This is a genomic window from Polaromonas sp. P1_G1, assembly GCF_056405595.1.
Genome location: NZ_JBFUBU010000020.1, coordinates 1 through 23,488 on the forward strand (window position 1 = coordinate 1; position 23,488 = coordinate 23,488).

Annotated in this window: 24 protein-coding genes; 19 read left to right on the top strand and 5 right to left on the bottom strand. The window is 64.3% G+C overall.

From position 1 onward, the window contains the following. Positions 1–221: 221 nt before the first annotated feature. Together AC1D1Y_RS11955 and ylqF are read right to left on the bottom strand one after the other, a co-directional pair. Positions 222–791 (bottom strand): hemerythrin domain-containing protein, encoded by a 570-nt coding sequence (locus tag AC1D1Y_RS11955; RefSeq protein WP_477682534.1) that lies wholly within the window; start codon positions 789–791, stop codon positions 222–224. A gap of 116 nt (positions 792–907) precedes the next feature. After that, on the bottom strand, positions 908–1,876 hold the full coding sequence (gene ylqF / locus AC1D1Y_RS11960) for a ribosome biogenesis GTPase YlqF (protein ID WP_477682535.1): 969 nt from the start codon (positions 1,874–1,876) through the stop codon (positions 908–910). A gap of 220 nt (positions 1,877–2,096) precedes the next feature. Between ylqF and AC1D1Y_RS11965 the strand changes: the two genes are divergently transcribed. Together AC1D1Y_RS11965 and AC1D1Y_RS11970 are read left to right on the top strand one after the other, a co-directional pair. Then, positions 2,097–2,762, top strand: coding sequence for a response regulator transcription factor (locus AC1D1Y_RS11965; protein WP_477654856.1), 666 nt, complete (start codon positions 2,097–2,099; stop codon positions 2,760–2,762). Then, positions 2,759–4,189, top strand: coding sequence for an ATP-binding protein (locus AC1D1Y_RS11970; RefSeq protein ID WP_477682536.1), 1,431 nt, complete (start codon positions 2,759–2,761; stop codon positions 4,187–4,189). The genes AC1D1Y_RS11965 and AC1D1Y_RS11970 overlap by 4 nt, the downstream gene beginning before the upstream one ends. A gap of 155 nt (positions 4,190–4,344) precedes the next feature. On the opposite strand, the gene AC1D1Y_RS11975 is transcribed toward AC1D1Y_RS11970, so the two are convergent. Then, positions 4,345–5,214 (bottom strand): MipA/OmpV family protein, encoded by an 870-nt coding sequence (locus tag AC1D1Y_RS11975; protein ID WP_477682537.1) that lies wholly within the window; start codon positions 5,212–5,214, stop codon positions 4,345–4,347. A 262-nt stretch (positions 5,215–5,476) separates the two neighbouring features. Here AC1D1Y_RS11975 and AC1D1Y_RS11980 point away from each other — a divergent pair, with 262 nt between their 5' ends. The 3 genes from AC1D1Y_RS11980 to AC1D1Y_RS11990 all read left to right on the top strand — a co-directional run bounded on the left by AC1D1Y_RS11980 (position 5,477) and on the right by AC1D1Y_RS11990 (position 6,965). Beyond that, a complete protein-coding gene (locus AC1D1Y_RS11980; RefSeq protein WP_477682538.1) occupies positions 5,477–5,749 on the top strand; it encodes a hypothetical protein in 273 nt (90 codons plus the stop codon). Positions 5,750–5,764: 15 nt separating this feature from the next. Next, positions 5,765–5,971, top strand: a complete 207-nt coding sequence (locus tag AC1D1Y_RS11985; RefSeq protein WP_477682539.1) for an oxidoreductase-like domain-containing protein — start codon at positions 5,765–5,767, stop codon at positions 5,969–5,971. 91 nt (positions 5,972–6,062) lie between these two features. After that, a complete protein-coding gene (locus AC1D1Y_RS11990) occupies positions 6,063–6,965 on the top strand; it encodes an intradiol ring-cleavage dioxygenase (protein ID WP_477682540.1) in 903 nt (300 codons plus the stop codon). A 16-nt stretch (positions 6,966–6,981) separates the two neighbouring features. Here AC1D1Y_RS11990 and gshA read toward each other — a convergent pair whose 3' ends face one another. Then, positions 6,982–8,553 (bottom strand): glutamate--cysteine ligase, encoded by a 1,572-nt coding sequence (gene gshA, locus AC1D1Y_RS11995; protein ID WP_477682541.1) that lies wholly within the window; start codon positions 8,551–8,553, stop codon positions 6,982–6,984. Between the two features lie 359 nt (positions 8,554–8,912). Between gshA and AC1D1Y_RS12000 the strand changes: the two genes are divergently transcribed. From AC1D1Y_RS12000 to AC1D1Y_RS12035, 8 genes are all read left to right on the top strand, one after another. Next, on the top strand, positions 8,913–9,677 hold the full coding sequence (locus AC1D1Y_RS12000) for a hypothetical protein (RefSeq protein ID WP_477682542.1): 765 nt from the start codon (positions 8,913–8,915) through the stop codon (positions 9,675–9,677). Positions 9,678–9,984: 307 nt separating this feature from the next. Continuing rightward, complete coding sequence (locus AC1D1Y_RS12005) at positions 9,985–10,683, top strand: GspH/FimT family pseudopilin (protein ID WP_477682543.1); 699 nt, start codon at positions 9,985–9,987, stop codon at positions 10,681–10,683. Further along, positions 10,671–11,261, top strand: coding sequence for a type IV pilus modification protein PilV (gene pilV / locus AC1D1Y_RS12010; protein WP_477682544.1), 591 nt, complete (start codon positions 10,671–10,673; stop codon positions 11,259–11,261). The genes AC1D1Y_RS12005 and pilV overlap by 13 nt, the downstream gene beginning before the upstream one ends. Then, entirely contained in the window at positions 11,258–12,160 is a 903-nt protein-coding gene (locus AC1D1Y_RS12015) for a PilW family protein (RefSeq protein ID WP_477682545.1), read from the top strand. Before pilV ends, AC1D1Y_RS12015 begins: the two co-directional genes overlap by 4 nt. Further along, positions 12,157–12,696 (top strand): pilus assembly PilX family protein, encoded by a 540-nt coding sequence (locus tag AC1D1Y_RS12020; protein WP_477682546.1) that lies wholly within the window; start codon positions 12,157–12,159, stop codon positions 12,694–12,696. Before AC1D1Y_RS12015 ends, AC1D1Y_RS12020 begins: the two co-directional genes overlap by 4 nt. Before the next feature lie 29 nt (positions 12,697–12,725). After that, positions 12,726–16,388, top strand: coding sequence for a pilus assembly protein (locus tag AC1D1Y_RS12025; RefSeq protein WP_477682547.1), 3,663 nt, complete (start codon positions 12,726–12,728; stop codon positions 16,386–16,388). Positions 16,389–16,419: 31 nt separating this feature from the next. Then, positions 16,420–16,899 carry a type IV pilin protein gene (locus tag AC1D1Y_RS12030; RefSeq protein WP_477682548.1) on the top strand — a complete coding sequence of 160 codons (480 nt, stop codon included), beginning with the start codon at positions 16,420–16,422 and terminating at the stop codon, positions 16,897–16,899. A 90-nt stretch (positions 16,900–16,989) separates the two neighbouring features. After that, complete coding sequence (locus AC1D1Y_RS12035) at positions 16,990–18,270, top strand: MFS transporter (protein ID WP_477682549.1); 1,281 nt, start codon at positions 16,990–16,992, stop codon at positions 18,268–18,270. Positions 18,271–18,283: 13 nt separating this feature from the next. Here AC1D1Y_RS12035 and AC1D1Y_RS12040 read toward each other — a convergent pair whose 3' ends face one another. Then, a complete protein-coding gene (locus AC1D1Y_RS12040) occupies positions 18,284–18,946 on the bottom strand; it encodes an alpha/beta hydrolase (RefSeq protein WP_477682550.1) in 663 nt (220 codons plus the stop codon). A 225-nt stretch (positions 18,947–19,171) separates the two neighbouring features. Between AC1D1Y_RS12040 and AC1D1Y_RS12045 the strand changes: the two genes are divergently transcribed. From AC1D1Y_RS12045 to AC1D1Y_RS12070, 6 genes are all read left to right on the top strand, one after another. Next, positions 19,172–19,633 (top strand): carboxypeptidase regulatory-like domain-containing protein, encoded by a 462-nt coding sequence (locus AC1D1Y_RS12045; RefSeq protein ID WP_477682551.1) that lies wholly within the window; start codon positions 19,172–19,174, stop codon positions 19,631–19,633. Positions 19,634–19,667: 34 nt separating this feature from the next. Then, positions 19,668–20,276 carry a ubiquinol-cytochrome c reductase iron-sulfur subunit gene (gene petA / locus AC1D1Y_RS12050; RefSeq protein WP_477682552.1) on the top strand — a complete coding sequence of 203 codons (609 nt, stop codon included), beginning with the start codon at positions 19,668–19,670 and terminating at the stop codon, positions 20,274–20,276. Positions 20,277–20,365: 89 nt separating this feature from the next. Then, entirely contained in the window at positions 20,366–20,602 is a 237-nt protein-coding gene (locus AC1D1Y_RS12055; RefSeq protein ID WP_436153857.1) for a hypothetical protein, read from the top strand. A gap of 83 nt (positions 20,603–20,685) precedes the next feature. Further along, on the top strand, positions 20,686–21,558 hold the full coding sequence (locus tag AC1D1Y_RS12060) for a PhzF family phenazine biosynthesis protein (protein ID WP_477682553.1): 873 nt from the start codon (positions 20,686–20,688) through the stop codon (positions 21,556–21,558). A 121-nt stretch (positions 21,559–21,679) separates the two neighbouring features. Further along, positions 21,680–22,144 (top strand): DUF4864 domain-containing protein, encoded by a 465-nt coding sequence (locus AC1D1Y_RS12065; protein WP_477682554.1) that lies wholly within the window; start codon positions 21,680–21,682, stop codon positions 22,142–22,144. 216 nt (positions 22,145–22,360) lie between these two features. Further along, positions 22,361–23,407 carry a class I SAM-dependent methyltransferase gene (locus AC1D1Y_RS12070; protein ID WP_477682555.1) on the top strand — a complete coding sequence of 349 codons (1,047 nt, stop codon included), beginning with the start codon at positions 22,361–22,363 and terminating at the stop codon, positions 23,405–23,407. The last annotated feature ends 81 nt before the right edge of the window (positions 23,408–23,488 follow it).

The window sequence follows — 23,488 nt, forward strand, 5'->3', positions numbered from 1 at the left end:
GTTTGAGCGAAGCGAGTTTAGCGAGACCCCGTCTGGACCGAGCACCGCAGGTTGCCCGTAGCGCAGCGGAGGGACGCAGCAACCAGGGTCGCCTTTTCTTTTGCTTACTTTTCTTTTGGCGAAGCAAAAGAAAAGTGAGTAGCTGCCGGGCTACCCCCGGCCAGCAACCCTCAGCAAAGAGCAGAGAGAACAGAGAGCGCGCAAGCCGGCGCAAGACCCGGCTAGACGTCCCCTAGCCCGATAGGCGCCGGCGCCTCCCTCACAATGCGCGAAAAGAGCCGGTCGTACACCGGGTCAGCCGCATGCCGGCTGGCCAGCGGATCGCGATTCTGCAGGAAGGCCGTGTCCAGTTCTTTCCAGTCGGCCTCGCCCAACACCTTTTCCGCCTCCGGCAAGATGACCGATTCTTCCAGCCGCATGTGCTCCAGGTAGAACTCCACATAGCGTTTGCAGTGCAGCTCAAAATCGGGCTTGCGCGGCTCGCCCAGCAGTTCCCAGGCCAGCAGCAGGTGCTGCAGTTCGCGCACGGCCTTCTCGCCGTTCATGTGGTCGCGCTCCAGCCGTTCCACGATGGGCATGACCGCCGGCGCCAGGCGCACCACGCGCGGGAACAGCAGGTTCGATTCTTTGGGGTGGTGCAGGCGCTCGGGAAATTCATCGATGTAGAACAGCATGGCCCGCAGCACGTCGAAGAATCTCTGCGCATGGTCGCCCGGGCCGCGCGCCACCATCATGAGCATGGAGCGCAGCATGGCGGAAAGGGATGCGTGCTCATCGAGGATGATCTGCACGCTGGCATGTTTGTGAATGGCGGTCTCCGGCGGGTGGGGTACGCCGCCAAGAATGCCTGTAAACACCGCCGCCGGCCTTGACGAAGATCAAGCGCCGCGCATCCGCTCCGCAAATTTCAGGATTCGCCGGAATCTCCGGATCGGTCCGGCCGCGGAATCTTCTTGAACTTGATCAGCCGATTGGTCTCAATCTTGTCTTTTTTCACCTGCCGCTCGGCGTCCAGCAAGCGGCCGGCGGCCAGCCATTCGGCATATTCGGCGGGGGTTTCCAGCGTGATGCGGCCCAAAGTGGCACCGCGGAACTCATAGATCACGATCTCGGCGGCTTTTTGCAGGTTGACCCGGCCCTTGGACAGCACCGCACCGCGCTTGCGGCCTATCTCTTCGAGCAGTTGCTCATCGGTGATGCCGGGCGTCACCTCCACCTTGTAGCGCGCCTCCAGCAGGCCGGGGTAGTGCTTGATGAGGTAGTCGAGCAGCTCGAGCGCCACCTCTTCCTCATCGAAAGCATTGCGGCCGATCGCGCCGCTGGCGGCCAGGTTGTAGCCGCTCTTGGCGACGATGATGCGCGGCCACAGCATGCCGGGCGTGTCCCACAAATAAAAACCGTCGGCCAGCACCAGGCGCTGCTCGACCTTGGTGATGCCGGCCTCGTCACCGGTCTTGGTGGCGCGCTTGCCGKTCAGSGTGTTGATGAGGGTGGACTTGCCSACGTTRGGAATRCCGCAGATCAGCACACGCATGGGCTTGACCATGGTGCCGCGCGTGGGCGCCAGCGCGTGGCAGGCGTCGATGAGGCGGCGCGCGGGCGTGGTCTCGCTGGCGTCGAGTTCGATGGCGCGGGTGTTGGGCAGGCTGTTGTAGTGGTCCAGCCACAGCGGCGTGCGCGCAGGGTCGGCCAGGTCGCGTTTGTTGAGCACCTTGAGCGCGGGCTTGCCGCTGGTGAGTTCGGCCAGCATGGGATTGGCGCTGGAGCCTGGCAGGCGCGCGTCCAGCAGCTCGATGACCACATCAATTTCCTTGATGCGCTCGCTGATGGCTTTTTTGGTCAGGTGCATGTGACCGGGAAACCACTGGATGGCCATCTGGATCGTTTCTTTCTTGGGTTCGGGGGTTGGCGGGCATGAACGCCGCGGCGATGCCCCTATTGTCGCCGCTGCGGCCCCGGTGCCGCCATGCCGCAAAATACGCTGCGTCCCGCGCCTGACTGGGTTAATAAATGATTAATCCGCCCCCGGCACGATCACGGCTGGCCGCCCACGGCCCCGCCCCCACTCCCAAGCGAACCCCGATAGAGGATTTTCCGTGCACCTGCTGCTGGTAGAAGACGACGCGATGCTGGCCGAAGCCGTATGTGACGCCGCGCGCCAGATCGCCTGGACGGTGGACCACGTCGGCGACGCCATGGCCGCCCGCCTGGCGCTGGTCGACCATGTCTATGAAGCCGTGCTGCTGGACCTGGGACTGCCCGGCGATTCGGGCCTGACGGTGCTGCGCGCCCTGCGCGGCCGCTACGACGTGACGCCGGTATTGATCCTGACGGCGCGCGGCCAGCTCAGCGAGCGCATCCTGGGGCTGGACGCGGGCGCCGACGACTACCTCGTCAAGCCCTTCCAGGTCGACGAACTCTGGGCGCGGGTGCGGGCCGTGATACGCCGCAGCCAGGGCAAGGTGGTGCCGGTGCACACCTACGGCGACATCAGCCTGGACCGCAGCAAGCGCGCGGTGACGCGCGCCGGCGCGCGCGTGGCCCTGAGCGCGCACGAATACCGAACGCTGCTGGCGCTGCTGGAACGCCCCGGCCATGTGGTCACGCGCGACCACCTGGAAGACGTGGTCTACGGCAGCACCTCGGCGATTGAGAGCAACACGATCGCCGTGTTCATCCACCAGCTGCGCCGCAAGCTGGGCGAGCACCTGATCACCACCGTGCACGGCCAGGGTTACATGATCGGCGAGGCCAAGCCGTGAAGTGCCGCTTCGCCGCGTCGCTCAAGGGCCGCGTCCTGGCGGTGCTGGGCCTGGCCATCACGCTGTGCTGGGCCGTCGCGCTCAGCGTGCTGCTGGTGTACACCCTGCGCGGCCAGGGAAGCCATTGGGACAGCAAGCTGCAAGCCATAGGCACCAAGATACTGATGGCCATTCCCAGCGGCGCGAAGCTCAAACCCTCCTTCAGCCACGGCCTGCAATTGCGTGACGAGAACATACCGCGCGACGTCAACCTGACCTTCCAGGTCTGGACGAACCGCAAGGAACTGATCGTGCGGGCGCCGGATTCGCCGCGCGTCCCGCTGCTGCCGTCCTTCAAGGACGGTTTTACCAGCGCCGCCGTCAACGGCGAGCGCTGGCGCATCTTCTCGGTGTCCGACAGCACCGGGGAGGTCAGCGTGCAGGTGGCCGTGCGGCACAGCGTGATCGACCAGGAAATACGCCACAAGATCTTTGCGATGATGGGCCTGACGACACTGCTGCTGACCGTGGCGGGCCTGCTGATGTGGTTCGCGGTGGGCAAGTCGCTGCGCCCCCTGACGGCGCTGGAAGCGGCGGTGCGCAGCCGCCGCAAGTTCGACCTCACACCGCTGCCGGTGGCGCAGTTGCCCACCGAGATCCGGCCGCTGGTCAAGTCCTTCAACCACCTGCTGGACCAGCTGGACCAGGCCATGCAGGGCGAGCGCCGCTTTATCGGCGACGCGGCCCATGAACTGCGCACACCGCTGTCGGCGCTGCAGGCGCAGGCCCAGGTGGCCCTGCGCGCCACCACGCTGGCCGACAAGGATGCCGCCCTCGTCAAGCTGCTGGCAGTGGTTGAACGCAGCACGCGCCTGTCAGACCAGTTGCTGGACCTGGCGCGCATGGACGCGGGCGTGAACGCGCCGCAGAAAAGCCTGGCCGACCTCAGCGAACTCATCCTGTACGTGAGCCAGGAGTTCGACATGCAGGCGCAGCAGCAGCGCCGCGCCATCATCCTGGCGCTCACGCCCTGCCCGATTGAATGCGACGTCGACGAGATCGGCATCCTGCTGCGCAACCTGCTGGACAACGCGCTGCGCTACACACCCGAGGGCGGTCGCGTAAGAATCAGCTGCGGCTACCGGGAAGAAGCCGGCAAACGCCGGATCTGCCTGGAGGTGGCCGACGACGGCCCGGGCGTGCCCGAAGCCGAGCACCAGGCGATCTTCCGGCGCTTCCACCGCGTCGCGGGCAACGGCGGCCGCGGCAGCGGCATAGGCCTGTCGCTGGTGGCCGGCATCGCGCAGCTGCACGAGGCCGCCATCGAGACCGGGACCGGGCTGGACGGCAAGGGCTTCAGCGTGCGGATTCTGTTTCCGCTGCCTGCGGAGACGGGCGCGGGGCCGGCCTCAGGTGGACAGGACGCGGTGCCTGCGCAACCAGCTTAAAGAATGTATCCAGCTGCGCCAGATGATCTTTTTGGCCAGGTAGGCCAGATCGCCGGGTTCGGTTTGCATGCTCGTGACTCCTTCATGTTGCGGACCGCCAAACTGAAGTGCAAGGCCTCGGCCCGATAAAGGCCCTGCAGAATTTAGAGCTGCTCTCAGAAACGGTACAGGTAACCCACGCGCACGCCGCTCTGGCTGGATTTGTCGACAAGAGGGCTGTCCTTGATGCTCGAACCGAGTTTGGTGGTGCTCAGGTCCAGAAAGACACTCTGCCGCGGCGCGATCGCATAAACCACACGCAGCCCGGCCTCCAGGTTGACGGCCGAGCTGCCCTGGTAGAAGGGCCGGCCAGCGCGCACCTCGGCGGCGTTGACGCCGTAGTAGTAAGACACATATTTGTCGTCGAGCCGGGTCGCGGACAGGCGCGGCGTGATGTCGAAGCTGCCGGCCTGGAAGCGGCGGTCCACGGTTAGCTTGAGCTTCGTGCCCTTGCTGTTGCCCGAGGCGTCGCCCAGCAGCTCGGCCGAGAGGTTGGCGACCTCGTTGCGCCAGATGGCCGCGCCGCCCAGCCAGATACCGTCCTTGCGCTCGTCCATGCCGACCAGGAAGGGGGAATCGGAAGCCTCATAGCCTTCCATCGAATACCGCGCGCGCAGGCGGAAGGACACCGGTCCGGCCGAAGGCAGCTTCAGGTCGGCGGAGAGGCCGGAGAGGCTGATCCATTTGCTTTCATAGGTGAGCAGCGGAAGCAGTTTGGTCTTGTTGTCGAAGTCGCGGTAGGGCTTGCGTTCCACGCCGACGCCCACACCCAGGCCCCAGGAAGAGGCCTCGTCGGTCGTCTGGCCCTGTACGGCTTGCTGCTGGGCGCCGGCCGGCTGCGCGAAGGCCGCCAGCAGGAAAAGCGAAAACAGCGGCAGCGAGGCTTTGGCCGCTGCACCGCCTGGCTTGGCGGCGGTTGGCTTCACGGCGGGCTTGGCGCGGGTCAATGCGGATTTGGTGGCGGGACGCGATAGGCGAGAGGTCATCTTCAGTTTCTCCAGAGTGGTTAAGCTGAAGCGGATCATGCCGACGCGAATTTAAGGACTTCTTAGCGGTATTAAGAAATCGTTAAGCACGGCCGCTTTGGCGCGGCAAGCCGGCCTCGCCGCAGGTCATGGGCCTGTTACATCCACGCGCAGCGTGATGAAGGACAATCGGGGTATCGCGGCGCCAAATCTGGCAGATCCGCCGGAACGCACAGCAGGGCCATCGAGCGCCCCTGCAACCCACTCACTTATCGAGCCCCTCATGCCCCTGCCCTCAGCCCCCGAGCAAAAACCCGTGATTCCCGCCCGCCGCCTGGCCGCTTCCGCCCTCAAGGCCAACAACGAACTGATGATCAAAGGCATCCTCTGCGTGCTGATAGGCCTGGGCGTGCTGGTCTCGCCCTACTTCATCAGCTCACCGGGCATGCAGGGCATCGTCGCCAAATCCTCGCTGGTGGGCTGGTTCGCGCTGGTGCTGGGTTGCGCCTTCATCGGCCTCTACGCGCGCCGGCGCATGGCACCCGCCAAGGCCTGACATCTCCCCGGGCCAATGCCGGACAACACCGACCGCGACGCCGCGCTGGCGATGTTTGCCGCTTTACAGCAGCGCGCAGCCGCCGCCGGCATCACGCTGCGCCAACCACCTTCCGAGCCCGACAGCTGCTGCGGCCGCGGCTGCAACGGCTGCGTGTGGGAGGGCTGGTATGAGGCCGTGGACTACTGGCGCGAAGAGGCGCTGTTAAAGCTGACCGCCTGATGCCCTCGGTGCTTACGTAAACACCCAGGGCGCGTTACAACCCGTTCACACAAGACTGCCAAACTGTCTCCATGACTTTGAGGAGCTTCTTATGAACAGCAGCAACACCCCTACCCCATCCCCCACCAGCACCCAGCCGGCGAAAGCCGCTGAAGCCCAGCCCCGCCGCAGCATCAGCCGACGCAACTGGCTGGCCGCGGGCATCGCCGGCGCAGGCGCGGCCGGGCTGCTGACCACGGGCACCAATGCCGCCGGTAACACGGCCTCCCTGCCGTTGACCGCCCAGGCCACCGAAGGCCCCTATTACTTCGACGCCGCCAAAGTACGCGCCGACATCACCGAAGGCCTGCCCGGTGTTCCGCTGGAGGTGCGCTTCGTGGTGATGGACAGTGGCGGCGCGCCGCTGCCGGGCTTGCGTGTGGACATCTGGCACTGCAATGCCGCGGGCCTGTACTCGGGTTACGCGGGCCAGGGCGAGGACCGCCGCACCAGCACCGTGGGCGCGACGTTCCTGCGCGGCAGCCTGGCGGCCGACGCCGGCGGTGTGGCGGCTTTTCGCAGCGTCTACCCCGGTTGGTACGAAGGCCGCACCACGCACATCCATTTCAAGGTGATCAGCGGCACGCGCGCAGTGCTGACCTCACAGTTCTTTTTGCCCGACGCGCTCAGCGAGTTCATCTACACCAGCCTGCCCGACTACAAACGCGCGCAGCTGCGGCAAACGCTGAACCGCAACGACGGCATCGCGCTGATGGCGGGCAACACGGTGTTGGGCGCCGTGCGCGAAGAGGCGGACCGCTATGTGGCGACGCTGAACCTGGTGGTGGATCCACTGGGCAAGGGCGGCGCGGCCGGCAGGCCTTCGGCGCCGCCCATGGGCGAGCGGCGCGGGCCGCCGCCGGGCGCCTTCCCGGGAGGCTCGCCCGGGAGCGGCAAAGCCCTGGACCCGGCCGCGCGCCTGTCGGCGCTGGTGCCGGGCAAGTCCAGGTCCTGAGCTCCGGCGCCCCGGCTCAGATCGCCACGGCTTCGCGGCCCGGCATACCCAGGCGCTCGGCCGAGACATACTGCTGCCGGTAAATCTCGAAGGGCATGGTGTCCGAAGCTTCGATCTTCTTTTGCGCCTGGATGGACTCCTCAGTCACCACGGCAAAGTGGGCAAGCTCATCCGCGCCCAGGGGCTGGGCCTGCAGAAGGGCTTGCGTTTGCAGGGACTGCGCGCGCGCGAACTTGACGAAGGAGTTGTCGTGCTTGCCGGCCATGGCCGCCAGCACGCGGGCCGAGGGCAAGGTGGACGGATCCAGCAAGGCGGCGCTGGCGGCGGTCAATGTGTCGCTGTATTGCGCGCCGCCGTGCGCGGCGTCCAGGGCAGCGGCGATCGGCGCGCACTGGGCCAGCAACTCGGCGCCCCAGCCGGTCAGCGTGACTTCCTGCCCGCCGCGCTTGAGCTTGAGCCCGGGTTCGCGGCCGCGCGCCGCCGTCTGGTGCTGGTTGTGCTTGAGTTCGGCGATTTCCTGCGGCGTGTCCTTCGGGCTGTCGCTGAGCAGGCAGTGCAGCAGGAACACATCGAGGAAACGCATGGTCTGCGCGTTGATGCCGACCGGCTCGAACGGGTCCAGGTCCATCAGGCGCACTTCGATGTATTCGACGCCTCGCTCACGCAGCGCATGCAGCGGGCGCTCGCCGGGATGGATGACGCGCTTGGGGCGTATGGTGCCGTAGAACTCGTTTTCGATCTGCAGCAGCGTGGTGGCCAGCTGGTTGTAGTCGCCGCCCGGGTTGCGGATGCCGACGGCCTCGTAGGCCGGGTAAGGCCGGGTCAGCGCGTCCTGCAGCGAGGCGCCGTAGCCGTCCAGGCTGTTGTAGCTAACGGCCAGCGAGGCCTGCGCATCGCTCTGGTAGCCCAGCCGCCCCATGCGCAGCGAGGTGCCGTGCGGCATGTACATGGTGCTGTCGCTCAGGGTCTGCAGCTCGTGCTGGCGGCCGGCGACAAAGCTCGAACACACGGCGGGCGAGGCGCCGAACAGGTAGAGCAGCAAAAAAGCCTGGCGGCGGAAGTTGCGGATCAGCGCGAAATACTGTTCGCTGCTCACGTCGGGCAACGACCAGTTGTAGTGGATGCCCGAAATCGTCTGCATGCGCCGCCCGTAGCGGTGCGACAGGCCCATGCGGTAGACGCTTTTGGCGCGCCCGACGTTGGACGAGCCGAAACGCGCGATCGGGATGGTTTCGTCGGTCGGCAGGCCGCAGGGCATGCTGGAGACCCACAGCATTTCGTCGCCCAGCGCCTTCATGGTGCTGTAGGTGAACTGGTGCAGTTGCGTGAGTTCCTGCAGTGTGGCTTCGGGGCTTTTGTGCGCGCCGGTGACCAGTTCCACCTGCGACTCGCTGAAGTCGGTGGTGATGGTCGGGTGCGTGAGGGCCGAACCCAGGGCGGCGGGATGCGGCGTAAGGGCCAGGCCGCCGCCGGGCTGGGCGCGCAGGCTTTCCTTTTCGATGCCGCGGCGCATGCCCTTGAGCCGGGCGGGGGTGAGCGCTTTCAGGCGGCCCTGTAGCGCGCCCGCAGGCGCCTGCAACTTGGTCATATCGTCATTCCCCCAGGTTCTTGAATTGGCGTGGAAGTTATCACAGCCCGCCGCTTTACGCTGGCACGGGCGGGCTTGCCAGCACAGGCCGGGTGGGGTCTGGCGACCCGGCCGGCAGGCCGGCCGGATTTCGGCCATGCATCTCCGTTTCGGGCACAAATACACACTTTAGCCATTTGGATGTGGAAAGCGAGCGACGCCTTCCCGCCAAGTTGTTGAAACTTCCTTGACTTGTCAGTCAAGCTGGACGACGATAAAAAAACATTCAGTAACACCTCTGTTTTCGCTTCATACGCTTCCAGACCCACCGGTTTTTCGAGGGAAGCGTTGGGGTCAAACTGCGAGGAGCCGCACCAAAAATGAAAAAATTGATAACCAAACTGTTTGGCGGGTCACCTCATGGGACCTCGGCCAAACGCCCGCCCGCTTCCAGCCGGGACAACCCGCTGACCATTGAAGACGGTTCGGACAACGCCACGCGCCGCCAGCTGGTACAGGTACTGCTGCGCGACGCGCTGCGCAAATACGGCATTCCACCGCGCTGGATCGACTGCCAGATGCTGCTGGTGAACAGCCGCAGCAGGGGGCCGGGCATGTATGTGCGACTGGTCGTGCGCGAATGGGACGACCGCCTGATGAACTACGCCTTCGCATTCCAGAATGCCCTCATGGTCGAAATCACCCGCTTTGAGCCGCAGGCCAGCCAGTGGCTGCACGGCATTTCATGGCAGCTGGACGTGGCGCAAACCTGCCCGCACCGCAGCATGCCCGACAAATCCTTTTGGGCGGACCCGGTCGTTCCCCCAGTCCGGCCGGTCCGCCCCGCCCAGCCCCTTGTCCAGCCCATCGCTCCATTGTTCGAACCCATGAGTGCGGCCACTGCGGCAGCCGCCGCAGCCCCCATCCTCGCGTCCCTGGGCCAGGCCCAGGCGCCACAGGCTGAGCACACCACGGCGGCCGCATCCGCCGAAGCGGCGGCCCAGCGTGCATCCGCAGCGCCTGATGGCGACGCCATGAAAGACCTCGAACGCCTCTTCCGTATCCGTGACCAGGAACTCGGCATGCGGGCCGACGGCAACCCCGCGCCAGTCGGCTACGAAGCCACGCAGCCTTCGCCGCTGTAGGCGACTGCTTCAAGACCTCCAGCTAAAAGCAGGTGCCCCGGCCGCATTGAGGCACGCGGCAAGCGCTGGCGTGGCGCTCCCTTGCAATAAACGGTTTTAGCGTAAAGCCGCTTGCGAACTCGGCGCGGGCGCCCGAAGCCGCCGCGCGTGCACGAAAAGTGCAGTGCGCATAAACACAGAGGTCCATTTTTCATGGTATCGCTGCACTAATCCGACAATCAAAGTTCGGCTGCGGACAATTGCGCCGCATCAACGCGGTGGCCTCAAGTACGGTTTAGGGGTTCAAAAAACCGTTCGAGAAGCCGCCATGAATTTTCAACGCCGGGACGCCACCGTGTTCCATGCAGCGCAGGGACCACAAAATCCCCGCAACGGCCCCCCCAGGCCAGTCAAAAGCCGGCTGCCCGGCCATGCGACGCCACCGCAACTGCAGGGATTCACGCTCACCGAGCTGCTGGTGGTCATGGCCATCATCGCGATTTTTGCGAGCTTCGCGATTCCCTCTTTCCGCGGCCTGATCGCCGGCACCTCCGTCTCCAGCGCCGTCAATGCCTTTATCGCCGACACACGTTATGCGCGCGGCGAAGCCATGCGGCGCGGAAAGAGCGTCACGATCTGCAGAAGCGCCAACCCGATGGCCGCCACCCCCACCTGCTCCAACGGCGACGGGGCCGCCGTCGGGGGCTGGATGGAAGGCTGGGTGGTTTTTGTCGACGAGGACGGCGACGGCGCATTTGACGGGGGAACCGACACCGTCGTCCGGGTCCAAGAGCCGTTCACGGGCCTTAGCAGCTTTCTGGCACTGAACAACGCCGGAGTCCCCCGCAATGACCGCAACTACCTCACTTACAACGCCACCGGCCGCGCAGTCGGCCTCATGGGGCGATGGCTAGTGCAGGCGCAGGGCGATTCGAGCGTCGCCAACACACGCCAGACCCGCACCCTGTGCCTGAACATCGTGGGTCGCGTCAAAGCCTACACGGGAGGCGTCCAATGCCCGACTTGAACTCAACCCCGCTGCGGCCTTGTCTGCCTCGCGCGCAACGCGGCGCCTCCCTCCTCGAAGTCCTGGTAGCCATGCTGCTGTTGTCCTTCGGAATGCTGGCGCTGGCTGGCATGCAGGTCTATTCGCTTGCGGCGCAAAAAAACGCGGCGAACCGCGCTATCGCCAGCGCCCTCGCCGGCGAGCTCGCTGAACGCATCAGGCTCAACCCGAACGGCCTCGCAACAAAAAAGTATGACGGAATCAACATGCTTCCCAATGCCGTCCTGCCCGTCGCCACGAGCGCACTGTGCACGTTCCCCAATTGCACAACGGATTCCCTGGTTGCCAGGGACATCGCGACCTTCCGCAGCCGTGTACGCGAAGCGCTGCCCGGGGGCGGCGTCGAACTAGTCCGCCCCGCAGGCAGCACAACACAGGCAGACCTCTGGATTCTCTGGGAGGAGGCCGCAGTTTTTGACAACACCCGAACGGCAGGCGGCACCGCCCAGTCCGCGGAACTTCACTCCGACAACTGCCCCGCCGACGCAAAGGCCCTGACCCCCCTGCCCCGCTGTTTTTACATGAAGGTGCAGCTATGAGGCCGCCGGCCAGTGGTGGCCCGAAACGGCAGGCCGGTGTCGGCCTGATCGAATTGCTGATCTCCATGATGCTGGGGCTGGTCATCATCTGCGCGCTGGTGATCATGTACCTGGGCGGCGACCAAGCCCTGCGCAATGCCCAGGCACAAGGCCAGATGAATGAAGACGCCCAGATCGCATTGGCCGTCATCACCCACGAAATGCGCCTGGCAGGCTACAACCCCCGGCGCGACGCCACCGGCTCGAGAAATGACCTCGGGCAAGGCAACTGGGGCTTGCGTGCCTGCGACACGGGGTTTTCGAACCCGACAAATGTCCTGGTCGATGACCTGACATGCAATGCTGGGGGCAGCTTTGCGGTGGCCGTCGTCTACGAGGGCGACCTCAGCAGCGGCAAAAATACCACTACGGGCGAGCCCATGGACTGCATAGGCAGCGGTGTGACCGTCTCGCCGGGTTCCGGCTTTTACGTCATGCAGGCACGCCTCTATGTTGAAGGCCGCGCACTGAGATGCCGCGGCAGCAGCGACCTCGGCGCATCGCAGACCATCGCCGAAAACATCGAAAGCTTGACAGCGAACTTCGCAGTGGCCGACCCAGCCGCCGACGACAACCTCGACGTCAAAGGCTACTTGTCGGCCGGCGAAATCAACAACCCCACGGGGTATCCCGGCTTGGCCGCGCTTTCCCTGCAGGATCGCTGGAACAAGGTGGTCGCGGCGCAGATCTGCATCGTGGTTGCCAGCGAGAACATCGTGCTGTCGGATCTGGGCAGCTCAAGCGCAAAACCCAGCTACCAGGACTGCGGCGGTACCAAGATCACCATTACCGACGGCAAGTTACGACGCGCCTACCGCAGCACCGTGCTGTTGCGCAACCACGGCGTGGGCTATTCATGACAGGCCCGGGTCCCATCCTCCTCGGAAAGCGCCAGGCGCAACAGGGCATTGTGCTGGTCATTGCACTCATCATGCTGGCGCTGCTGTCCATCCTGTCCACCATATCGATACGCGGCGCCTCGTCCACCGAGCAGGTCGCCAACCAGAGCCGCCTGAAAGAGCTGGCCCAGCAGGCGGCCGAAGCCGCGCTGCGATTTTGCGAACAGCAGGTGCAGGCCAACGCGGCCAACCCTGCTGCCGGATTCGCCCCCGAGACGGCACCCGTAGGCGTTCCCTACACCTGGGAGAGCATGGGCAACTGGGACGGCCCCCGCATATCTCCCAGCCTCCGCGGGGTCCCCATCGCAGCTGCGGGCGACACGGGCAGCGCCGTGTATTTTTTTCGTGCACCTGAATGCATGTCGCAATACATGAGCCCCGCCGACGACAACGTGTTCATGACCACGGCGCGCGGCTTCGGGCCCGATGTCAAAACAAACGCAAACCCACCAAAAGGTACCGAAATATGGCTTCAATCCGTCGTCACCATCCAATGAAGCGCCACCCATGCGGAAAGAAACCGCACATGCAGTCTTTCCTCTGGCGCGCACTTGCTGGCTGCACAGCGGCGCTTCTCGCAACTAATTACACGCTGGCCGAAGTGGCGCAAGAACCACTGCTGAACAGGACCACCAGCGTCAAGCCCAATATTGCCCTAGTCATGGACACCTCCGGCTCCATGAGCCGGAACTGTATCTTCGCATGGCATGTGGCGCAAGCGATGAACAAGGAACAAGTCAAGGATCTCGCCTGTCTCTGGGACGACGATCTCTGGTACTACAAGCTCTACGGGGTCCCCTTGGGTTCTTCTTCGTTTTTTGAGTGGGAATTCCTGTATTCCCCGTTTAACAACCGCTTGTATTACAACCCCCTGACCACCTACGGCCCTGGCTACGAGAAAGGAGAGCGCGTGAAGAACGCGACCGTGGGTGATGCGGAGGTTGTGAAGATTTACCAGCCGAAGAAAAGGCTCAAAGACAAAGCCAGCCCCACACTCAGCGAACTACGGACAGAAGCCAACTACAACAGCCAGGAGGTCACCAAAAGCGGCTTCAAATCAAATGGTGTGGATCTGGGTGCGGGCACATCGAGCAACCCCTTTGGAAAACACAACGGCAGCCGCACCGACTGCGCCGGCGATCCCTGCACACTGGTCGAAGAACGCCAGAACATCGCCAATTGGCGTGCGTTCCACAGGAGACGCCTCTTCGCGGCAAAAACCGGCCTGTCGGCGGCCTTCGCAAGCCAGCTCGACAATTTCCGCCTCGCTTATGCCGATCTTTACACACCGCCACCCCTCACCACCATGACCGACTTTGGCGTGGTTAAAAGCCAGTTTTTTGACTGGCTGGACAGTCGCACCTGGGGAAGGGAAACGCCGCTGCGGTCCGCGCTGGACCGTGCCGGAAAGTATTACCAGAACGCGGACGACAACGGTCCCTGGGGGGCCAGGCCATGGGTGACTCCGCCTGACACGACCGCTCATCTGGCGTGCCGGCGTTCCTACGCGCTGTTGATCACGGATGGCTACTGGAACAATCCGTCGCCCACCCCGGAGAATCCAAACCCCGCCTCCGACCTTCCGCCGGGCATTGACGATGCCGACGGAAAAACGGACTTCCCCAAGCTGACCCATACCACCACGGGGAAAACATACCAATACAAGCCTGGGGACAAAACAGACCCACGCAACAAGGGAAAATCCGACAGGACGGACGGCACCCCCGGCATCCGGGGTGCAAACGTCAATGACGCCAGCACCAGCGGCACCCTGGCCGACGTAGCACTGAAATACTGGGCCACCGACCTTCAGCCGGGCCTTGAGAACAACGCCGGTCCCGGCGGCGCCAGCAATCCACCGTTCTGGCAAAACATGACCACTTACACCGTCAGCTTCGGCGCTTATGGCGCCATGTCGGATGAGGAGGTGGCAAAAGCCAAGGCCGGAGAACGGGATTGGCCAGCGCCCACACCCAACCAGTTTTCCACCATTGACGACCTTCGCCATGCGGCACACAACGGCGGAGGCGATTTTCTGACGGTCACCGATGCGGAGCAGTTCAAGCAAGGCATCAGCAAAATCATCAGCCTGATCGCGGGGCAGAACCTTTCCGAATCCGGGATAGCCGCATCGGGTACGGTGCTCGACACAGGTACCCGGAAGTTTGTCCCGCTCTACAACAACGGTACTTGGTGGGGCAACCTGCAAAAGGTCAAGCCGGACGGAACTGTCGAATGGCAGGTGATTGAAACTGCCAACGGCGGTCAACCCACCGGCAAGACCACCTTGCCCTCGTTTGCGGACCGAAAGATTTTTGTGTGGGCCGATGCGGACAGGCAGGCGATTGAGTTCACTTACGCCAACATCGATCTGGCCGGCAACAGGCTCAAAGGCGGTAGCAGCAAACTGCAGCTGAGCTCCGCGGTGAATGCCGATTTCGTGAACTTCCTGCGTGGCGACCAGGCCCAGGCAGGCAAAGCATTCAGACGGCGCGCGGCAGTGCTGGGCGACATCGTCAATTCGTCCCCTGTGTTCATCAAAAACAATACCAACCCGAAGTATGAAAAACTTCCGGCAGGCACGCCAGGACTGGAGAGCTACAAGAATTACCTGGACACCAAGGCCGCGCGCAAGGAGGGCGTGCTCTTCGTAGGCGCCAACGACGGTATGCTGCACGCGTTCGCCGAAAGCAACGGCCTTGAACTGTTTGCCTATGTGCCTCGCTCGGTGCTGGGAAAGATGGAGTCACTGGCCAGCGTCACCTACGTCCACACCTACCTGGTGGATGGCCCTTTGAATGAGGTTGATGCCTACGTGACTGCGGGCGCGGCCCCCGGATGGAAAAACCTGTTGGTAGGTACGACCGGCGCGGGCGCTAAAGCCGTCTTTGCCCTGGACGTTACAAAGCCACTGACAATGGATGGCAAGTCGGTATTGTGGGAAATCAACCCAGACCCGGCATTCCCAGTACTACCCGGAAACGCGGCGAACTCGTTCCAGGAACTGGGCCATGTTTTGAGCGCCGTGCAAAGCGGCTTCACCAAAAACGGCCACTGGGTCAGCATCTTCGGCAACGGTTATGACAGCAAGTCCGGCCAGGCCAGCCTGTTCATTGTCGAGACGGGTTCCGGAAAACTCCTGAAAGAAATCAAAACCGACAGCGTCTCCGGCAACGGCCTGGGCGGCGTGCGCCTGGTGCTCAACGGCGGGCAGCAAATCATAGGCGCCTATGCGGGCGACCTTCAGGGCCGGGTGTGGAAGTTCGACCTCAGCGGCGCAACACCCGACGAATGGAAGCTGGGCAATGACGGTAGCACCTTGTTCACCGCGCAGAACAGAGGCAAAGCCTTGCCGATCACGGCGCAGCCGGCGGTGTTGGAGCGACGCGATCAATCCGACTACCTGTCGAGCTATCTGGTGACTGTGGTGACCGGCAAGCTGTTTGAAGCAAGCGATCCCGCAAGCACCACACCTGTACAGGCCGCCTATGGCCTGTGGGACAAAAAACCTTTTGGCCCCCTGGCCGGAGAAAAATACAAAAACATCAAAAACATTGAAGACGGCGACCTTGAACAAATGCAGGCCGTTGAGGTCAAGACAGGCATTGTCCCGAGCGCCGGTAGCACTCTCAACGCCGGCCCCGTCAGTTTTTACTCGGTGGCTTACGCCGATCCGTCGGTCACCCGCATTGACTGGTCCATGCGGCGCGGCTGGAAGTTAAGTCTCAACGTGTTTAGCGGTCAAAGGGGGATCTACCCGATCCAGATGTACGGCGAAGTTGTCAAAATTGACACCATAGTGCCGGCGCCAGCGGCCTTGAGCTGCCAGGCGTCATCCAGCAAGGCTTTGAGCTTCCTTATCAATCCCCTGACAGGCACCTGCCGCCGCGGCGGAACCTTTGATACCAATGCCGACGGAAATATCGACGTGAACGACGCGAACGTCTGTGCCTATACATCGCTTGCCGATGGTTCGGATGTTGTTCTTCTTACGCTTGCTTTCAGCACCAGCACCAGCGGCAGCATTGGTGGCGGCAACAGCAGCAGTGGCAACAATCAAACAAGCGTACCGGTGGTCATTCCTGACCGAATCCAGATACAGAGTTCGTCGGGCTCCCAGGACGCACGGGTCGGTTCACGACCTGTCGTCACCCGGTCCTGGCGCCAGATCTTCCCCCGTGCCAACTGACCGCACACCCGGTTGATACGGAAATTTCACCATGTCCTCCTCAATCAAATTGCTCACCTGCACCGGATTCACACTCATCGAGCTGATGATCGTGGTCGCCATCGTCGGCATACTCGCCGCAGTCGCCATGCCGACCCACTCCACTTATGTCGCGCGCGGGCACCGGGCCGCCGCTCGCGCGCAACTGCTGCAGGCCGCCCAGTACATGCAGCGCTTCTACTCCGCCAACGACCGCTATGACCAGGATCGCAACGGCGCCTCGGTCTGGTCCATCATGCCGCCCGGATTTCTGCGCTCGCCTGCCGAGGGGACGCAGCTATACGAATTGGTGACCACCGGTACCAACCCCAGCGCCGCCACAACAAGCACCTTCGCGCTGGTCATGACGCCCCTGGCAGGCCGGGCCATGGCCAATGACAAATGCGGCGGCTTCACGATCATGCAGGCGGGCGCGAAAGGCCTGACCGCTGTTTCACCCAGCGCCGCATTGATCGCGGAATGCTGGCGCTGAAACTACGGCTTCCGGCTTCCACCGGGGTATAAGGGAAAGCCCAGGCTACCCTCCCTGCAGCGCATCGGTGGCTGGTGTACCCTAGCGCCGATGAGTCCCCTCCCCGCCCCCACAACCGATACCTCCCAGGCCCCCTCTTCCCTCGTCGACTCCCGCTACGCCGTGATGCGCCTCATGGTCACGCTGGCCCTGATGACAGTGGGCGCTTGCGGCATGTATGTGGTGGCCGTGGTGTTGCCCGCGGTGCAGGCCGAGTTCGGCGTCTCGCGCGCCGATGCGTCCATTCCCTATACCTTGCTGATGATCGGTTTCGGCGTGGGCGGCGTGATGATGGGGCGCCTGGCCGACCGCTTCGGCGTGATGGTGCCCCTGCTGATTGGCGCGTGCGGGCTCGGCCTGGGTTTTGCGCTGGCGGCGATGGCGGGCAACATCTGGATGTTCTCGCTGGCGCACGGCCTGCTGATCGGCTTTCTCGGCTCGGCCGCCACCTTCGCGCCGCTGCTGGCCGACACCTCCCTGTGGTTTGTGCGCCGCCGCGGCTTCGCGGTGGCGGTCTGCGCCAGCGGCAACTACCTGGGCGGCGCGATCTGGCCGCCCATCGTGCAGCACTTCGTGGAAAGCGTGGGCTGGCGGCAGACCTACCTGGGCCTGGGCCTGTTCAGCTTTGTGGCCATGGCCTCACTGGCCTTGCTGATGCGCAAGCGCCCGCCGGTGGCCGTGGCCTCCAGCGTTGGCAACAGTGCCCTGGCGGCCACGACCAGCAGCATGCCTTTCGGCCTGACGCCGGGCTCGGCGCAAATGCTGCTGTGCGTGGCCAGCGTGGCCTGCTGCGTGGCCATGGCCATGCCGCAGGTGCACATCGTGTCGTACTGCACCGACCTGGGCTACGGCGCGGCACGCGGCGCCGAGATGCTGTCGCTGATGCTGGCCTGCGGTGTGGTGAGCCGCCTGGTGTCTGGCGCGATCTGCGACCGCATCGGCGGGCTGCGCACGCTGATGCTGGGCTCGGTGCTGCAAGGCATCGCGCTGCTGCTGTTTTTGCCCTTTGACGGGCTGGTGTCGCTTTACGTCATCGCCGCGCTGTTCGGCCTGTTCCAGGGCGGCCTCGTGCCGGGCTACGCCATCATCGTGCGCGAATACTTCGAGCCCGCCGAGGCCGGCGCGCGCGTGGGCACGGTAATCATGGCGTCCCTGCTGGGCATGGCGCTGGGCGGCTGGATGTCTGGCAAGGTCTTCGACCTGACCGGCTCCTACCACGCGGCTTTTATGAACGGCGTGGCCTGGAACCTGCTGAACTTCAGCATCGCATTTTTCCTGCTGTGGCGCGTGCGGCGCATGGCGCGGGATGCGCGAGGCGCGCAGCCAGCGTGAGCGCCTGTCCGTCTTAAGCCAGGACCTTCAGCAACCACTTCTCGAGGTCGACAATCTCCTGCGGGCACACCGAGTGCTCCATGGCGTACTCATGCCATTCGACGGGATAGCCCATGTCCGTGAGCGCATCGCGCGTGGCGGTGGCGCGCGGCAGCACGATCACGCCGTCGCGCGTGCCGTGGGCCAGGAAAATCGGTACATCCTGGTTGGCGGCGCTGCGCTCGGCGGCGGTCTTGTCGGCCAGCGGCAGGTAACCTGAAAGCCCCGCGATGCCGGCCAGCCGTTCGCCGTGGCGCAGGCCCGTCATCAAGGCCATGGCGCAGCCTTGCGAGAAGCCCGCGATCACGATGCGGCTGGCGGGAATGCCGCGCGATGTTTCATGGGCGATCAGCGCCTCGATGTCGGCCTGCGACTTGCGCAACCCGGCCTCGTCCTGCCGGGTCACGAGGTCGGCACCCAGCAGGTCGTACCAGGCCGGCATGACGTAGCCGCCATTGATGGTCACGGGAATGGACGGCGCGCTCGGGAACAGGAAACGCACATCACCCACGCTGGAGAGATTGAGCTGCTCGGCGATCGGCAGGAAGTCGCGCCCGTCCGCCCCCAGGCCGTGCATGATCAGGATGGTGGCGGTGGGCTTGTCGCCGGTCTGGGCTTCAATGACTTCGAGGGACATGGGTGGCGGGTCCAGGTGATTTAAAGGAGCATGGGGTTTGAACACGGCGGGCTTGCGGCGGCAAACAAGCCAGTCGGGATTTTAGGCGCGTCTTCCCGCGCCCTTTATTTCACTTAAGGCCGGCCTAAGCTGACCCGCGAACAATGGTTTTAAGCGGCCTTGAACACCCGGCGCGCAAAGCCTGATACGGTGTGATGACCCTCTTTGCGGAAGGAGCCTGTTGAAATGAAAACTTTGACACGCAAGGCCACCTCTGCGGCCGTCTTCGGCGCGCTGGTGACCCTCGTAACGGGCGCTGTGCTGGCCCAGGCCGGCCCGCCCTTGCCGCCGATACGCACCAGCGGCCCGGTTGAATATTTAAGTGGTGGCATAGGCGTGGAGGAAACCGAGGCGATCCGCAAGGCCAGCGGGCAATGGCCGCTGGTGCTTGAATTCGCCATCCAGGACAGGCAGCGCGCCGACTTCGCCGCTGACGTGAAGGTGCGGATAGGCGACGCCCGGGGGCAGGAAGTTCTTCAAGCCACGTCCGAAGGCCCCTTCCTGCTGGCGCGGCTGGCGCCGGGCAGTTATGCCGTGGAGGCCACACTGGCCGGCCAGACCCTGCACCGGAAAGTGGACGTGAAGGCGGGTCAATCCTCCAGGGAAGTGTTTCTCTGGGCCGCGGGCGCGGATAAAACCAGGCCGTAAACACCCAGACCGGACCGATCTGAAAAAGCAAACCATGCGCACCCTCAGCGAATTGGTACACGCGATAGACGACGGCACTTTGCAGGATGCTGAAAAGCGTCATCTGCTGGCGGCGGCAACCGGCATCGCCGCCGGCGCCGGCCTGCTGGCTGCGGCCTACCCCTTCGCCGCCAGCCTGGCGCCCTCTGAAGCGGCGCGTGCCGAAGGCGGCCCAGTGCTGGTGGATATTTCCAGCTTGGCGACAGGCGAGCTGCGCACTGTCGCCTGGCGCGGCAAACCCGTCTGGCTGATGCGCCGCAGCGATGACATGGTGCGCGCGCTGCGGCAGCCCAACCCGGCGTTGGCGGACCCGCGGTCCAAGCGCTCCGAACAACCGAAATCGTGCGCCAATCCGACCCGCTCCGAACGCCCGGAAATCCTGGTGGCGGTGGGAGTTTGCACCCACCTGGGCTGCTCCCCGACCCTGCGCCTGGACGACAGCGCGCTGAACGCCGAGTTGCATGCGCCCGGCGGATTTTTTTGCCCTTGCCACGGCTCCCGGTTCGACCTGGCCGGCCGCGTGGTGAAGAACGTGCCGGCACCGACCAACCTGGAAATCCCCGACTACCGTTTCATTGGCGATTCCCAACTGCAGATTGGCTAGGCAGCGCTGCGGGCAACCGCCCTTGTGAGCAGTCCCACGGCTTGCTAGTATCTGGCGTCAGCATCTTCTGACGCAGCCTGGAGATTCGCATGAAGCTCATCATTGCCGCCGTGGCGCTTGCCACATCCTCACTGGCTTTTGCCCACAACTGCCCCAACGAGATGAAGGCTATAGACGCCAAGCTGATGACCAACCCCAAACTGTCGCCAGCCGACATGAGCAAGGTCAAGGAACTGCGTGCCGATGGCGAAAAATTCCACAAGGAAGGCAAGCACGACGACTCGATGAAGGCGCTGGGCGGCGCCAAGAAGATTCTCGGGATCTAAGCCACATATAGGGGCCCATTACGGCGCCCCCGATAATTCCCCTGCCGACCGCCATCGCCGGGCGGTCCCCAGGAGAAACCAGCATGACATCTTTCCCGGGCCTGGGCTACTACCAGGTCGACGTGTTCACCCATGAGGCGCTGGCCGGCAACGGCCTGTCGGTCTTCCTGCCCGAAAGCCCGCTGCCGGCGCGCGCGATGCAGCGCCTGGCGGTGGAGATGCGGCAGTTCGAAAGCATTTTCATCACGCCCGACGGTCCCGGCAGCCGCTTCGAAGCGCGCATCTTCACGATGGAAGAAGAACTCGACTTCGCCGGCCACCCGCTGCTGGGCGCGGCCGGCCTGCTGCACCACCTGCATGCCGCCGGGCAACCGGTTGCCGAATGGACCCTGATGCTGGGCACACGCGCGGTCGCGCTGAGCACCACGCGGCTGCAAGGCACGGCTGCCACTTACGACGCCCGCATGAACCAGGGCAAGGCCACGTTGCAAGCCCCGCTGGGCCGCGCCGAAAGCCAGGCCTTTCTGGCCGCGCTTAACCTCGAAGCCTCACAGTTGGACATCCGCTTTCCGCTGCAGGTCGTGTCGACCGGCCTGCCCTACCTGCTGGTGCCCGCAGCGGGCGGCCTGGACCGCGCGCGCATCGTGCACCCGGCCTTCGAGGCATTGCTGGCCACCGTGGGCGCCAAGTTTGCCTATGTGCTGGACGTGGCGGCGCGCGAAGGCCGCACCTGGGACAACGCCGGGCTGGTGGAAGACATCGCCACCGGTAGCGCGGCCGGCCCCGTGGGCGCCTACCTGCTGCAGCACGGCGCGGCAACGCCGGGCGAGCTCATCACGCTGAAGCAGGGCCGCTTCGTCGGGCGCCCCAGCAAGATCACGGTGCAGGCCAACGCGGCTGATGAGATCATGGTCAGCGGCGGCGTCGTGGTGCTGGCGCGCGGGCAACTCCTGTAGCCGCAGTGCCCGGCCGGGGACGGCATCCGCCGCGCTGCCGGCTGCGTACTTTCAGGCAAGTTGCAGTTGCGGCATGATGGCATTGCTGGCCGACAACTGGACCATCCCAGGAGGAAAAACCATGAACATCCGCATAAACCTTGCTTCGGCGCAGCTGCGCGGCCTGCTCGCCGCCGGAGCCGCGGCCCTGGCTCTGCTGCTCGGCGCCGCGCCGGCACAGGCCGCACCATTTACGGCGGCCGACGAAAAAAGCGTGCGCGGCGTGATCGAAAGCCAGCTGGCCGCATTTGCCAAAGACGATGCGGCCAAGGCATTTTCGTTCGCGGCACCCAATGTGCGAGAAGCCGTCGGCAACGCCGCCGGCTTCATGGCAATGGTGCGCAAGGACTACCCGGTGGTGTACCGCCCGGGCTCGGTGGCATTCCTGAAAGCCGAGGGCAAGGACGACCAGGCCATCCAGCGCGTGCAGATGACGGATGCCGGCGGCGCTTCGTGGCTGGCGGTCTACAGCCTGGAGCGGCAACGAAACAAAGCGTGGCGCATCACCGGCTGCGCGCTGGTCGAAAACCGGAACCGCATGGCCTGATGCACGGGGCGTCGGCTCAGTGCCGGCGCCCCCGTCGGTGGTGCGCTGGCATGGATCGGCGTCCAGGCAGGACCGCCGCGCCGTCGAAACTGCCGCCGCAGGACGGCTTCCTCGCGACAGGGAGTCGATACACGGTTTACAGCGGGTTACCCGCGCGGACCCCGCTAGCGGCTAAGGTGGCCGGTACTGCTGCGTTGCGGCACTTCGGAAGCCACCATGAACATGCCTGCCAGCTCACTTGAACTCCCACGCCTGCCGGTTGAACCGGCCTCACCGTCCCGCAGGGAAGGCCTGCCAACGTCGCGGCAGGCGCCGCTTCAGGGCGTCACGCAGCCGGGCGAATCACCCCTGAAAACCAGGACCCGCTGCCCCRGCTGCCTTTCAGGCTCCCTGTCCCTGGTTTACCAGGAGCCGTATACCGGCGCGGGCATCCAGGCCTACCTGGCAAGACACTATGAAGGCCATGCGTCCAGGGCGGCCGACGTGGGCGTCTATGCCCTCGCCCGCTGCGACCATTGCGGCCTCGTCTTTCAGCAACAGGTGCCCAACGACCCCTTGCTCGGTGAAATCTACAACGACTGGGTCCCGGGCACCGAGCTGGAGCGTGAACACCGCAACTACAGCCTTGACGAATACCGTTACCTCGCCGAGCAGGTCCAGTTCATCATCCAGCACTTCGGGCTGCCGCCGGGTGAGCTGGACATGCTGGACTTCGGCTTTGGCTGGGCGCACTGGTCGAAGATGGCCATGGGCTTCGGCTGCAATGTGTGGGGTGTTGAGTTGTCCGAGGAGCGCGCCCGCCATGGCCGGTCTGTGGGGCTGCGGGTCGTCGGCCTGGGCGACCTGCCGGCCAGGAGGTTCCGTTTCATCAATACCGAGCAGGTCTTCGAACACCTGACGGAACCCCGGCTGGTGCTCGAAAAGCTGCGCGACGCGCTGTCGGGCGACGGGGTCATCAAGATCAGCGTTCCCGATGCGGCGGCCGCGCTGAAAAAAATCAGCCAGGGGAAAAATTTCGGCGCACTTTCGGCCGGCGACCAGATGCCGATCGCCCCGCTGGAGCACATCAACGCGTTCAGCCACGATTCGCTGGTGGCCTTCGGCAAGGAGTTCGGCCTCAAGCCGCTGCATCCCAGCTTTTACCGGCTCTACAACAGCGCCTCCGGGATGCTGCAACCCAAAAACCTGGCGCGGGTGCTTGCCCGCCCGCTCTACCGGCACGTTTTTCCGCAGACAACTTTCGTTTATTTCGTGCGTGCGTAAGTCTTATTTTTATTACATATGGAAACATCTAGCGAGACAAGCGTTCCGCGCAGCGCGAACGCGGTACGAGTCCTTCGGACC